The organism is Pandoraea sp. E26 (assembly GCF_000681415.1).
GTDB lineage: Bacteria > Pseudomonadota > Gammaproteobacteria > Burkholderiales > Burkholderiaceae > Pandoraea > Pandoraea pnomenusa.
This window is the reverse complement of the sequence record NZ_AYXJ01000009.1, coordinates 574,505-588,188: the sequence shown is the minus strand read 5'-3', so window position 1 is coordinate 588,188 and position 13,684 is coordinate 574,505. Positions and strand designations below refer to the sequence as shown.

At 61.7% G+C, this 13,684-nt stretch carries 12 protein-coding genes and 1 tRNA gene; 12 read left to right on the top strand and 1 reads right to left on the bottom strand.

Translation table 11 applies throughout. The features are described from left to right. Positions 1–59 precede the first annotated feature (59 nt). From W930_RS0108090 to W930_RS26625, 12 genes are all read left to right on the top strand, one after another. Positions 60–136 (top strand) — tRNA-Val (locus tag W930_RS0108090). Positions 137–376: 240 nt separating this feature from the next. Further along, positions 377–2,284, top strand: coding sequence for a threonine--tRNA ligase (gene thrS / locus W930_RS0108085; protein WP_023595509.1), 1,908 nt, complete (start codon positions 377–379; stop codon positions 2,282–2,284). Positions 2,285–2,336: 52 nt separating this feature from the next. Next, on the top strand, positions 2,337–2,855 hold the full coding sequence (infC, locus tag W930_RS0108080) for a translation initiation factor IF-3 (RefSeq protein ID WP_072619107.1): 519 nt from the start codon (positions 2,337–2,339) through the stop codon (positions 2,853–2,855). A gap of 177 nt (positions 2,856–3,032) precedes the next feature. After that, complete coding sequence (gene rpmI, locus W930_RS0108075) at positions 3,033–3,230, top strand: 50S ribosomal protein L35 (protein ID WP_010806049.1); 198 nt, start codon at positions 3,033–3,035, stop codon at positions 3,228–3,230. 25 nt (positions 3,231–3,255) lie between these two features. Then, positions 3,256–3,615 (top strand): 50S ribosomal protein L20, encoded by a 360-nt coding sequence (gene rplT, locus W930_RS0108070; RefSeq protein ID WP_010806048.1) that lies wholly within the window; start codon positions 3,256–3,258, stop codon positions 3,613–3,615. A gap of 157 nt (positions 3,616–3,772) precedes the next feature. Then, positions 3,773–4,786, top strand: a complete 1,014-nt coding sequence (gene pheS, locus W930_RS0108065) for a phenylalanine--tRNA ligase subunit alpha (protein ID WP_023595511.1) — start codon at positions 3,773–3,775, stop codon at positions 4,784–4,786. A gap of 85 nt (positions 4,787–4,871) precedes the next feature. Continuing rightward, positions 4,872–7,310 (top strand): phenylalanine--tRNA ligase subunit beta, encoded by a 2,439-nt coding sequence (pheT, locus tag W930_RS0108060; RefSeq protein WP_023595512.1) that lies wholly within the window; start codon positions 4,872–4,874, stop codon positions 7,308–7,310. Positions 7,311–7,372: 62 nt separating this feature from the next. Beyond that, positions 7,373–7,765: an integration host factor subunit alpha gene (locus W930_RS0108055; RefSeq protein ID WP_023595513.1), complete on the top strand. Its 393-nt coding sequence runs from the start codon at positions 7,373–7,375 to the stop codon at positions 7,763–7,765. Positions 7,766–7,844: 79 nt separating this feature from the next. Further along, a complete protein-coding gene (locus W930_RS0108050) occupies positions 7,845–8,246 on the top strand; it encodes a MerR family transcriptional regulator (RefSeq protein WP_023595514.1) in 402 nt (133 codons plus the stop codon). Between the two features lie 307 nt (positions 8,247–8,553). Then, positions 8,554–10,824, top strand: a complete 2,271-nt coding sequence (locus tag W930_RS0108045; RefSeq protein ID WP_023595515.1) for a bifunctional diguanylate cyclase/phosphodiesterase — start codon at positions 8,554–8,556, stop codon at positions 10,822–10,824. Positions 10,825–11,266: 442 nt separating this feature from the next. Then, positions 11,267–12,850: a sensor domain-containing diguanylate cyclase gene (locus W930_RS0108040; protein WP_080685127.1), complete on the top strand. Its 1,584-nt coding sequence runs from the start codon at positions 11,267–11,269 to the stop codon at positions 12,848–12,850. A gap of 260 nt (positions 12,851–13,110) precedes the next feature. Then, a complete protein-coding gene (locus W930_RS26625; RefSeq protein ID WP_023595517.1) occupies positions 13,111–13,356 on the top strand; it encodes a hypothetical protein in 246 nt (81 codons plus the stop codon). Between the two features lie 85 nt (positions 13,357–13,441). Here W930_RS26625 and W930_RS0108030 read toward each other — a convergent pair whose 3' ends face one another. Beyond that, the gene (locus W930_RS0108030; protein ID WP_023595518.1) at positions 13,442–13,636 is read right to left on the bottom strand and encodes a rubredoxin; all 195 of its coding nucleotides are present in this window, start codon (positions 13,634–13,636) and stop codon (positions 13,442–13,444) included. Positions 13,637–13,684: the final 48 nt, after the last annotated feature.

The following is a 13,684-nucleotide window of genomic DNA, read 5'->3' as shown; positions in this document are numbered from 1 at the left end:
GGCACAATAATCGCTTGGCGATTGGTCGAAAGATTGCTAGAATCTCGTTCTCTTGCAGTAGGCTCGTAGCTCAGCTGGTTAGAGCACCACCTTGACATGGTGGGGGTCGTTGGTTCGAGTCCAATCGAGCCTACCAACGAATATTTGATGCATGACAGTCCGCGAGACCCCGCAGACACAGGCGCTGGAAAACACTCATGTTGAAGACTGCCCGAACTTTCACAGTGGTGAAGGTGCGACGTTAAGTCGAGGGTGTTTTTCGTCTGGATGCAAGGAATGAAGAGACGGCCTCGACAAACAGTCGAGGCCGTTTTTTTTCGTGGTTTTGCCGCGCGGCGTGGGCCGCGCGTGACGTTTTTGCGCATGGGAGTGCGACATGATTTCGGTACGTTTGCCTGACGGTTCGCAACGCCAGTACGAGGCCCCGCTCACGGTGGCGCAGGTCGCCGGCTCGATCGGCGCGGGCCTGGCCAAGGCCGCCCTGGCCGGTCGCGTCGATGGCAAGCTGGTCGATACGTCCTACCTGATCGATCGCGACGTGAGTCTTGCCATCGTGACCGACAAGGATGCCGACGGTCTCGACATCATTCGCCACTCGACGGCGCACTTGCTGGCCTACGCCGTCAAGGAGCTGTTCCCGGAGGCGCAGGTGACCATCGGTCCGGTCATCGAAAACGGCTTTTACTACGATTTCGCCTTCCATCGCGCCTTCACGCCGGAAGATCTCGAGGCGATCGAGAAGAAGATGCACGAACTCGCCAAGAAGGACGAGCCGGTCACGCGCGAGGTGCTCTCGCGTGACGACGCCGTGCGTCTGTTCATGTCGATGGGCGAAAAGTACAAGGCCGAGATCATCGAATCGATCCCCGCCACGGAGCAGATCGGCCTGTACCGCGAAGGCAAGTTCGTCGACCTTTGTCGCGGCCCGCACGTGCCGTCGACGGGCAAGCTCAAGGTTTTCAAGTTGATGAAGGTCGCCGGCGCCTATTGGCGGGGCGATGCCAAGAACGAGCAATTGCAACGCATTTACGGCACGGCCTGGACGAAGAAGGAAGACCAGGATGCGTATCTGCATATGCTCGAAGAGGCGGAAAAGCGCGATCACCGCAAACTCGGCCGTGCGCTGGACTTCTTCCACATGCAGGAAGAAGCGCCGGGTCTGGTCTTCTGGCACCCCAAGGGCTGGACGCTCTGGCAACAGGTCGAGCAGTACATGCGCCGCGTCTACCGCAACAACGGTTACCAGGAAGTGAAAGCGCCGCAGATTCTCGATCGCTCGCTCTGGGAAAAGTCGGGGCACTGGGAGAACTACAAGGACAACATGTTCACGACGGAATCGGAGAACCGCGCCTACGCGCTCAAGCCGATGAACTGTCCGGGACACGTTCTGATCTTCAACTCGTCGCTGCACAGCTACCGCGATCTGCCGCTGCGCTATGGTGAGTTCGGTCAATGTCACCGCAATGAGCCGTCGGGTGGTCTGCACGGCCTGATGCGCGTGCGTGGCTTCACACAGGACGACGGTCATATTTTCTGTACGGAAGACCAGATTCTCGAAGAGTGCGTGAATTACACGGCGCTGCTGCACGCCGTGTACAAGGACTTCGGCTTCACGGACATGATCTACAAGGTCGCAACGCGCCCCGAACATCGCGTGGGTTCCGACGAGAACTGGGACAAGGCGGAGTTCGCGCTGATGGAGTCGCTGCGTCGCTCGGGTTGCGAGTTCGTGATCGCCGAGGGGGATGGGGCATTCTACGGGCCGAAGATCGAGTACACGCTCAAGGATGCGCTCGGTCGCCAGTGGCAGTGTGGCACGATGCAGGTCGATTTCTCGATGCCGGAGCGCCTGGACGCCGAGTACGTGGCGGAGGACAACAGCCGCAAGCGCCCGGTCATGCTTCACCGCGCGATCCTGGGTTCGCTGGAGCGCTTTATCGGCATTCTGATCGAGCACCATGCTGGTGCAATGCCGGTCTGGCTGGCGCCGGAGCAGGTGATCGTGATGAATGTGTCGGAAAAAACCGCCGATTATGCCCAGGAAGTGACGAAAAAGTTGAAAGAACAAGGGCTTAGGGCTCGGAGCGATTTGCGCAACGAGAAAATTAGCTATAAAATACGCGAGCACTCGTTGCAGAAAGTTCCCTATCTCGTGGTAGTGGGGGACAAGGAGCAAGAGGGTAATACGGTAGCCGTGCGTGCCCGTGGCGGCGTGGATCTGGGTGTCATGCCCGTTGATGCGCTCATCGAACGTCTTGCGCAAGCGTGCGCAACGTTCCAATAACGCCTGTCGGACAGCGCGGCTAAATTTTTGACTTTTTTCGAGGATAAGCAACATCGCTACCGATAAGTCGCATCGCATCAACGGCGAAATCACCGCGCCCGAAGTGCGTCTAACTGGCGTTGACGGTGAGCAGCTCGGCATCATGAAACTCGCCGAGGCTTTCCGTCTGTCCGAAGAAGCTGACGTCGATCTGGTGGAAATCGCGCCGCAAGCGCAGCCGCCGGTGTGCCGCCTGATGGACTATGGCAAGTTCAAGTATCAGGAACAGAAGAAAGCGCACGAGAACAAGCTGAAGCAGAAGGTTGTTCAGATCAAGGAAGTCAAATTCCGACCTGGCACCGATGACGGTGACTACAACGTCAAGTTGCGCAATCTGAAGCGGTTCCTCGAAGAGGGCGACAAGACCAAGATCACGCTGCGTTTCCGCGGTCGTGAGATGGCTCACCAGGAAATCGGCGCTCGTATGCTGGAACGTCTGAAGACCGATCTCGAAGAGTTCGGCCAGCCGGAACAGATGCCGAAGATGGAAGGCCGTCAGATGATCATGGTCATCGCGCCGAAGAAGAAATAAGGTCGTGGCGGTGTCGAACGACACCGCCGGATCGTAGGAATTGCCGCGACTTCCCGCAAGAGAGGTCGCAGCGATACAGGGTGCTGTCCGACCCTGAAAATAAGTGATCCCGGGTTCTACAAGGGGCGCGAAATTGGCGTCACACCTGTGATCATGTTAAAAACCCCGGAGTTTTTCATGCCCAAGATGAAAACCAAGAGCGGTGCCAAGAAGCGCTTTCGCGTGCGTCCTGGCGGTACCGTCAAGCGTGGTCAGGCCTTCAAGCGTCACATTCTGACGAAGAAGACCACCAAGAATAAGCGTCACCTGCGCGGTGCCGTCGGCGTTCATGAGTCTGATCTGAACTCCGTACGCGCAATGCTGCCCTTCGCTTAAACCCCGACTTAGATAGGAGAGAAACATGCCTCGAGTCAAACGTGGGGTCACCGCACGGGCCCGCCATAAGAAAGTCATCGCTGCAGCCAAGGGTTTCCGCGGCCGTCGCAATAACGTCTTCCGCATCGCCAAGCAAGCGGTCATGCGCGCCGGGCAATACGCCTATCGCGATCGCCGCAACAAGAAGCGCGTTTTCCGTGCTTTGTGGATTGCGCGTATCAACGCAGGTGTGCGTCAGCACGGTATGACCTACAGCGTGTTCATCGCTGGTCTGAAGAAGGCCTCGATCGAACTCGACCGCAAGGTGCTGTCCGACATGGCCATCAACGACAAGCCGGCGTTTGCCGCGATTGTCGCTCAGGTGAAAGCCGCCGTCGCAGCCTAAGCTGTAGTTAGCGTATAGCGCGTTTTACCGCGCGCCATTCGCCAGGAGGGGGCTCTCATCGGAGCCCCCTTTTGTTTTTCGCCTGCCGCCTGCTTTTTCGTACGCTTTTTTGCTTGAACATGCGGCCATTCGACCGCCTAACTTGAGTCTGTAGCATATGGATCTGGAACTTATCGTCAGCGAAGCGCAGCGTGCGTTCGCCGCCGCTCCCGACGCCGCCGCGCTGGAAAACGAGAAAGCTCGCTTTCTTGGCAAGACCGGCCAACTGACCGAGTTGCTCAAGGGCCTCGGCAAGCTCGATCCCGAAGCACGCAAGACCGAAGGTGCGCGGATCAATGCGGCCAAGCAACAGATCGAAGGCGCGCTGCAGGCGCGCCGTCAGGCCATGGCCGACGCGCTGCTCGACGCGCGACTGTCCGCCGAAGCCATCGACGTTACCCTGCCCGGCCGAGGCCTGGGCGCCGGTAGCCTGCACCCCGTGCTCACCACCTGGGAGCGCGTCGAACAGATTTTCCGTTCCATCGGTTTCGACGTGGCCGACGGCCCCGAGATCGAAACCGACTGGTTCAACTTCACTGCGCTGAACAGCCCGGAAAATCACCCGGCCCGTTCGATGCAGGACACTTTCTACGTCGAGGGCAACGACGACGCCGGCAAGCCGCTGCTGTTGCGCACGCACACCAGCCCGATGCAGGTGCGCTACGCGCGCATGAACAAGCCGCCCATCAAGGTCATCGCGCCGGGTCGCACGTATCGCGTTGACTCGGACGCCACGCATTCGCCGATGTTCCACCAGGTCGAAGGCCTGTGGATTGCCGAAGACATCAGCTTTGCCGACCTCAAGGGCGTGTACACCGATTTCCTGCGCAAGTTCTTCGAGCGCGACGACATTCAGGTACGTTTTCGCCCGTCTTACTTCCCGTTCACCGAACCGTCCGCCGAGATCGACATGCAGTTCGAGACCGGCAAGAATGCCGGCAAATGGCTGGAGATCTCCGGTTCGGGTCAGGTCCACCCGACCGTGATCCGCAACATGGGCCTCGACCCGGAGCGCTTCATCGGCTTCGCATTCGGCTCGGGCCTGGAGCGTCTGACGATGCTGCGTTACGGCGTGCAGGATTTGCGCCTGTTCTACGAGAACGATCTGCGCTTCCTGCGCCAATTCATGTAATCGATGCCGAGGCCCCGGGCTGGCGCGCCAGATCGCTGCCGCCGGGCATTCGGAAGTGAAGTCTTAACTGCGAGCGAACTGATCCATGCAATTCTCTGAATCGTGGCTGCGTACCCTGGTCGACCCGGATTTGTCGACCGACGCGTTGGCGCATGCCCTGACGATGTCCGGGCTCGAAGTCGAGGAAACCAATCCCGTCGCCCCGCCGTTTACCGGCGTGGTGGTGGCCAAGGTGCTCGAGGTGTCGCGTCATCCGGATGCCGACCGTCTGAACGTTTGTCAGGTCGATGCCGGCACCGGCGAGACGCTCACCATCGTGTGCGGTGCGCCGAACGTGGCGCCGGGCATCAAGGTGCCGTGCGCCACGGTGGGTGCGGCGCTGCCGCCGGCGCAAGCCGGCGATGCGCCGTTCCAGATCAAGGTAGGCAAGCTGCGCGGCGTGCAGAGTTTCGGCATGCTGTGCTCGGCGCGCGAGCTCAAGCTCTCCGACGACCACGCCGGTCTGATGATCCTGCCGGAAGACGCGCCGGTGGGCATGAACATCCGTGAATATCTCGACCTCGACGACACGGTGTTCGTTGTCAAGCTCACCCCCAACAAGGCGGATTGCCTGTCGCTGCTCGGTGTGGCGCGTGAAGTTGCCGCCATCACCGGGGCGCCGCTCAAGGATCTGCCGGGGCAAGGTGCGCAGCCGGCCACGATTGCCGACACCTTGCCGGTGCGCATCAGCTCGCCGCAGGGCTGCGGACGCTTCGGTGGCCGCATCATCCGCAACGTGAATGCCGCCGCGCCGTCGCCTCGCTGGATGGTCGAGCGTCTCGAGCGCGCGGGGCAACGCAGCATCTCGGCGCTGGTGGACATCACCAACTACGTGATGCTCGAACTGGGGCAGCCGCTGCACGTCTACGATCTGAACCGACTGCAAGGCGGAATCGACGTGCGCTTCGGGCGTGCGGGTGAAACGCTCAAGCTGCTCAATGAACAGACCGTGGCGCTCGACGAAAGCGTGCTCGCCATCACTGACGCCAGCGGCCCGATCGGTCTTGCCGGCATCATGGGGGGCGATTCGACCAAGGCCGGTTTGCAGACGCAGAACATCTTCCTCGAGGGCGCCTTCTTCTTCCCGCAGGCCATTCAGGGCCGTGCGCGCAAGTACAACTTCACCAGCGATGCGTCGCACCGCTTCGAGCGCGGCGTGGACTTCGCCGGCAACGTACGTGCGCTGGAGCGTGCCACGCAACTGGTGCTCGAAATCTGCGGCGGCCAGGCCGGTCCCCTGGAAGACCAGGTCGCGCAGCTGCCCGAGCGCGCACCGGTGAAGATGCGTGTCGCAAGAGCCGTCAAGATCCTGGGTGTACCGGTCTCGGAGCAGGAGATGAGTGCCATCTTCACGCGCCTTGGCTTGCCGTTCACGCTGGAAGACGGTGTGTTCGAGGTCGCTCCCCCGTCGTATCGTTTCGACATCGAGATCGAAGAAGACCTGATCGAGGAAATCGCGCGCATTTACGGCTTCGACCGTATTCCGGCCAATCCGCCGGTGGCCGCGAGCGAGATGCGCCCGACGAACGAAGGTCGTCGCTCGCAGCATGCCGTGCGGCATGCCGTGGCGGCGCGCGATTATCACGAGACGGTCGGCTTCAGCTTTGTCGACATGGAGTGGGAAGCCGACTTCGCCGGCAACGACAATCCGATCAAGCTGCTCAACCCGATCGCCAGCCACCTCGCGGTGATGCGCTCCACGCTGATCGGCAGCCTGATCGCGACCGCGCGCTACAACCTGAACCGCAAGGCCTCGCGCGTGCGCGTGTTCGAGATCGGTCGCACCTATCATCGCGACAATTCGGTGGCGTCGGGCGAACTGAGCGTTGCCGGCTACCGCCAGCCGCTCACCGTCGCCGCGCTCGCCTATGGCCCGGCGCTCGAGGAACAGTGGGGCGCCCCCGCGCGTCAGGTGGACTTCTTCGACGTGAAGGGCGACCTCGAGGCATTGCTGGCACCGCGCACGGCGCGTTTCGTGAAGGCCGAGCACCCGGCATTGCACCCGGGACGCAGTGCTGCCATCGAAGTGGACGGCAAGCGCGTCGGTTTCATTGGCGAGTTGCATCCGCGGTGGCAGCAGAAATACGACCTGCCGCATGCGCCGGTGCTGTTCGAGATCGAGGCCGAGGCACTGTTCGCCCGCGATGTCGCGAGCTACGAGGAAATCTCGAAGTTCCCGCCGGTCACGCGTGACATTGCGCTGGTCGTCGATCAGTCGCAGCCGGTGCAGGGATTGCTCGATGCCATGCTCGCGGCACGCCAGGACGATCCGGCATGCAGCATCGTGCAAACGGTGCGGCTGTTCGACGAATTCCGGCCGAAGGCCGGTGCCCCGTCGGGCTCGCTGGGCGCGCAGGACAAAAGCGTGGCGTTTCGTGTTACTCTGCAAGACCCCTCGGGTACGTTGCAGGACGAGACGGTCCAGGGCGCCATTAACGCACTGGTAAAACGGGTAGAAGGGTTCGGCGCGCGCTTGCGCGGTTGAGGCCCGGTAGAAATCCGGTTGCGAGTGGGTTATCGCACTGTCATCGCCATCGCGTGGGACGTATGAACGAAATGAATCCTGGTGAATTTGAAGCCATGCTCGCAGCGCAGCGCATCGCGCTGGGCCGCAGCGAAATGAACGAGGTCTCGACCGAAGCGCCGACGCTGACGAAGGCCGAACTGGCGGAGTTGCTGTTCGAACACGTCGGTCTGAACAAGCGTGAAGCGAAGGATATGGTCGAGGCGTTCTTCGAATCGATTCGCGATGCGCTTGAATCGGGTGACAGCGTCAAGCTTTCCGGCTTCGGCAACTTCCAGTTGCGCGACAAGCCGCAACGACCGGGTCGGAATCCGAAGACTGGTGAGGCCATCCCGATCGCCGCGCGTCGCGTCGTCACCTTTCACGCCAGTCAGAAGCTCAAGTCGATGGTGGAGTCTGGCGTTCTGAGCAAGTAAATCCCGGCCGCCGCATTCTGTGGCGGCCGCTGGTTTTTCGTCCGCAATTTAACCGTCGTCCCATTCTGCTCGCGCTGCGATGGATCACGTTGCCTTGCCGCCGATTCCCGCCAAGCGTTACTTCACCATTGGTGAGGTGAGCGAGCTGTGTGGCGTCAAGCCTCACGTCCTGCGCTATTGGGAGCAGGAGTTCACGCAGCTGCGTCCGGTCAAGCGGCGGGGTAATCGACGGTACTACCAACATCACGAAGTCCTGCTCATCCGGCGTATCCGGGAGTTGCTCTACGAGCAGGGGTTCACCATCAACGGCGCCCGCAACCGGCTGGAGGCCGATTCGCCGCGCGGTGCGAGAGCGTCAGGCGTGGCCGGTGCGACGGGGCAGGGCGAGTCGACCCAGGACACCGCGACGGCCGAGCCCGCTCTCGATGTTGGCGATCTGCGCCGGCGTCTCGAATCGATCATCGATCTGCTCAAGTCCTGAGCCGCCGACCGGCCGGCGGCCTTCCCGTGTCCGCAACCTCGGGATTGTCCCAATGCGGCACTCGCCGAACTGTCCGTAATCCGAGATATGACACGCTGCAAGGCGGGCTGGCGCTCGTCCGTTCGGATGGGCCCGACGATTCCTTCGACCAAGAAGGGCGGAGACGACTTCCGGGGGCGCGGCGATTGCCTTACACTTGCCGGAAACAGGGGCACCTGTCAGCGATGCCTTTCCGGATCCTTATGACAACCGGGCCATCACAGACCTCTTTTGCGCGGGGGCGCGAAGGCTGAAAGGATCTCCACCTATGGCGGAACCGAGCACGGCGGAAATGCGACACGGTCGTTGGACAACGTCCTATCGCTCGATCGTCGCGATCCTGATTTTCGGTTTGCTGATCCTGATCCTGCTTTGGACGGCGGTGCTTTGGCGCGTCTCCATCGAGTACAAGGCGATTCTTCGCGACGCGGCGGCGTCGGCCTCGACCGTGGCATCCGCCCTCGAGCAGCAAACGCTGCGCGCGATTCGCCAGGTCGACCAGACCACCCGTTTCGTGAAGTACGAGTACGAGCACCGTCGCGGCGAATTCGATCTGCATCGAACGCTCAGCGAGGGCATCGTTGCCGACCGGTTCATGGTGCTCGTGAGTCTGGCGGATGCCAATGGCGATGTGTTCGCCACCACGCTGCCGGATGCCGCACGTGTGAACATCGCCGATCGCGAGCATTTCCGGGTGCATTTGCAGAGCGCGAGCGATGGCCTGTTCATCAGTCATCCCGTGTTCGGTCGCGTATCGCGCAAATGGGTGCTCCAGTTCACCCGGCGACTGAATCGCCCGGACGGCTCGTTCGCGGGCGTGGTCGTCGTGTCGCAGGAACCGAGCTACTTCACCAGCGATTTCTATACCAATGCCGTGCTCGGCCAATTCGGCCAGATCGCCGTGATCGCGGACGATGGTGCGTTGCTCGCGCGCAGCACGGGCGCGAGCGTGGCGATCACCGGCACGGGCGAGCTGCCGCCGTTCACGCCGGAGCAGCGAATGTCAGGCGTGCAGCGCGATCCCATCGACGGCATCGAACGCATCGTGGCGTACCGCCATCTGCGCGACTATCCATTGGCCGTGCAAGTGGGACTGTCGATGGACGAGGAACTGGCGGAGTACCGCCATGTCGAGCGGGTTTATCTGACGATGGCGACGTTCGTGTCGGTCGCGCTCGTGGTTTTCTTCGGGATGATCGCGTACCTCATGCAGCGCCTCATTGGCCGGGATCAACAGCTCACGCGGCTCATCTCGTACGATGCCCTCACCGGATTGCCGAATCGATATGCGCTGATGGAGTCGCTGCGCCGGGCGCTTTCCACGACAACTCGCGTGGGCAAGGTTGCGCTGCTGCACATCGATCTCGACAACTTCAAGAGCGTGAACGACACGCTCGGTCATGCGCAGGGCGACGACATCATCCGACAGGTCGCCGAGCGATTCGCGCCGCGCATGCCCGCCGAGGCCATGCTCGCACGTTTTGCCGGCGACGAGTTCATGGTGCTGCTCGAGGGCGACGATGCGCCGGCGCAAGCCGAACCGCTCGCCAACACCTTGCTCGCTTCGCTCAAGGCGCCGATGGTTGCCGACGGCACGTCGTTCGCCCTGCACGCGAGTATCGGCGTCGCGTTCTGGTCGAAGCCGGACGAAACCGAAGCCGATCTCATCAAGAAGACGGACCTGGCGATGTACTCGGCGAAGGAGGCCGGCAAGAGCACCGTGCATGTCTATACCCAGGAGATGACGTATCCGGCACACCAACTGGTCGTGTGGGAGCGTCAGATGGAACAGGCGCTGGCGAACAACGAGTTCTTCCTCGCGTACCAGCCCATCATCGCGCTTGGCGCCGATTGCGTCTGCGGCATGGAGGCGCTGATCCGCTGGCGCCATCCCGAGCGCGGTGTGCTCGCGGCGGGCGAGTTCATCCCACTGGCCGAGACCACCGGGCAGATCGTGGCGATCGGCGAGTTCGCGCTCACCCAGGCGTGCCGTCAACTGGCGGCCTGGCGCGGCACGCCGATGGCGTCGCTGAAGCTGGCGGTCAACGTGTCGTCGGTACAGTTCTGGCGCGGCGACATTGGCGAACTGGTGGAGCGTCTGATCAAGGCTTACGAGATCGAGCCGAATCGCCTCGAACTGGAAATTACCGAATCGGTGATGATCAAGAACCCGGCGCTGGTGGAAATGAAGATCCAGCAATTCAAGCGGGCGGGCGTGCGCATCGCGCTCGACGATTTCGGCACGGGGTATTCATCGTTGTCCTATCTGACGCGTTTCCCAGTCGATACGCTCAAGGTCGATCGCTCGTTCGTCGAATCGATTCCCGATTCCTCGCGCTCGTGTCTCATGATTTCCAATATCGTCAATATTGCGCGTTCGCTCGGGATCGAGCTGGTTGTCGAGGGGGTGGAGAATGACCGGCAATTGGATTGGTTGCGCCATTTCGTTCCGCTTTGTGCGCAGGGTTATCTATTCTCCCGGCCGGTGGAAATCGGGCAAATGGATTCGGTAATCGAACGGTTTGGGATTTGCCAATAAAGCAGTTGAAATCCAAATACCATGTATTCGCCTAGTTAATAGATTAAATAGGGCTTCAGAATAAATCGATTGCTTGCTGGTTTTTCGTGCGGATCGACCGTCGGAGTGCTATAGAATCACGAGGTTATCGCGACGCATGTGCGCCCGCGTCAAACGGGACGGAGCCGGGCGTGGCGGGGCGTCAACAGCCGGCAATTGTCAGGGTGGACCATTGCCGGGTAGTCAGGATCCGAAGGCGCGGGGCGCGACAAGCCGGGGATCGGGAACGAGGAAAAGGGTTCGACGCGCAGACCAGAATTGGCAGACATACGCCGGCACCACGAATGCCGATCGCGACCAGTGATGCTGTCCGGGGAAGATGACAGAAACGCGATTCGAAAGAGGCGATGCCCTTGCCAACGTAACAAGTGAAAAATAATAGAACGAGCGTTTGATTTTCGGAATGAGGATAAGGCATTGGCTTTATGCCGCCTGTCTCTCGGCTGGCGTGCTGGTCGCCTGCTGGGTCGCGGCGGACCGAACCGCCACGTCGCTGGTCGGCGACAAGCTTGCGCAGAGTGTCGACGCCGGGCAAATGGTGGCCGATCGGGTTGCCGACGGCATGGTTCACGCGATCAATACTGATCTGGCGATGGTGCGGGCCATCCCCTCGACCTTCGCCGAGGTGGATCTGCTGCGCGATGTGCTGCGTGCGTCGCAGGACGGCGGCCCGTCCCCCGATACGGTCATGCGCGCCAACGAGTTTCTGCGCGGCGCGCAGGGCTACTTCGGCGTGGACCGCATCTGGGTGATCGACGCGCATGGCGTTTGCGTGGCGGCCAGCAACTTTCGCGATACGCCGTCGCCGGTCGGCCAATCGGTGGCCGGTATGCCGTACGTGAGCCGTGCATTGCTTGGCGGGCGTTACGAGGGTTACGCCGCAGGTTGGGAGCCCCGGTCACCCGGTCTCTATTTCAGTGCGCCCGTATACCGCGACGGCGAGCTGATCGGCGTGGTAATGACGAAAATCGGGCTACTGCGCCTGCGTCACTGGGTCGGCAGCGGCGAATCATTCATCACCGACGGCAATGGCGTGGTGATCATGAGCCACGAACCGCGCTTCGAAAATCGCTTCGCGCTCGATGGCAAGCTCGGTTCGTTGACCGACGACGAGCGCCTGGCCCTGTATCAGCGTCAGGCGTTTGCCCGCATGCCGATTTCGCAATTCCGGCGCGCCCCTGGGCGCGCGAACGCCTGGGTGCCGCAGGCGCTGCTCGAGCGCATGTCGGCGTTCGACGACCAGCCCAAGCCGTTTGTAATCGCATCCAGGCCGAGTTCCAGCAACGACCTGATCGTCTACGCGGTCGAGGGCGTCGATGCCTGGGAGGCGCTCACGCGCCAGCACGCGAAGGACTTGGCGCTGTGCTTTCTGCTGTACCTGGGCGGCGCGGTCATCCTGGCGCTCGGCGGATGGATCTACTGGCGCGAGCGGGTTCAACACCGCCAGGTGCGCCAATCCAACGAAGCATTGCGCGCCGCGAATCATCAACTGGCATTCGAGGCCAGTTACGACGAACTGACCGGCAGCCTCACGCGTCGTTACTTCTTCCATCGCTTCGAGCAATTGCTGGAGGCGGCGCAGCGCAAAAACGAGCCGATGAGTCTCATCGTGGCCGATCTCGACCACTTCAAATCGATCAACGACACGTACGGTCACGCGATCGGCGACCAGGTCCTGTGCCGGTTCGTGCTGGTGTGTTCGTCGACGCTGCGTGGCGACGATCTGATCGGTCGGATCGGTGGCGAAGAGTTCGCGATCCTGCTGCCCGGGGCGAGCGAGCGCGATGCGCTGCGCGTGGCCGATCGGATTCGAGAGCGCTGCAAACGCGAATCTGTGGAAGGCAGCGAACCGCCGCTGCGTTTTTCGTCGAGCTTCGGCATCACGGAGTGGCAGGACGAAGACTCGCCGATGAACATGGTCGAGCGCGCCGACATGGCGTTGTATCGCGCGAAACGGGCCGGGCGAGACCGTTGCTGGGTGTTCTGAAGTCTGCGCGCGCCCCGGGCGCGTGAGAGGCGTCGAGGCGTCGCCGTGAATCTCGGCGCGGCCGCCTTGCTTGCCGACGCCGCTGCAAGCACAACTCCCATGTGGTTACCAATGTCACGTTTGGTAACCAAAGAGCTATGCCTTCCCGCGCATTTCAGCGGAACTTCCGTGTCTAATTCGTCAAGCCGCGCGGTGGTGACCGACTTGCCGTCAACCTTTGCCGCGCAAGACTCGACATCCAAACTGCGGGAGACATTATCGTGAAACGTTTACTCATGCTGGCGGGCGGGGTTGCCGTCGCCATGACGATGGCCGGCTGCGTGGCCGTGCCTTATGGCGCGCCGGCGTATGGCAATGCCTACTACGACAACTATGGCTATGCGCCGGGCTATGCCGTGGCACCGGCCCCGGTGGTGACATTCGGCGTCTCGGGAAGTTATTACCGTGGCGATTACGACCGTGGCTGGCGGGGACGCGGTGGGCGCGGCTGGGGCTGGCGTCATTGACAGCGGTGACATGCGTCGCCGTGTCGGCAGCAAAATCGTAACAGACGGAACCGCGGCGCAACGCAGGCGAGCGCCGCGGCCGCGATCAGAACTCCGACAGCGCGAAGTCGGCCTTGGAGACGTCACATTCCGGGCAACGCCAGTCGTCGGGTACGTCGCTCCAGCGGGTGCCGGGCGCGAGGCCGTCGTTCGGCGCGCCTTCGGCTTCGTTGTAGATCCAGCCGCAGATCAGGCAGATCCAGTTCTTGAATTCGGTGGGAGTGTCCAGCGTGGTGGTCATGATGTCGGGTCAAGGGGAAAACTTTCGCGACCCGCATTGTAAGGCACG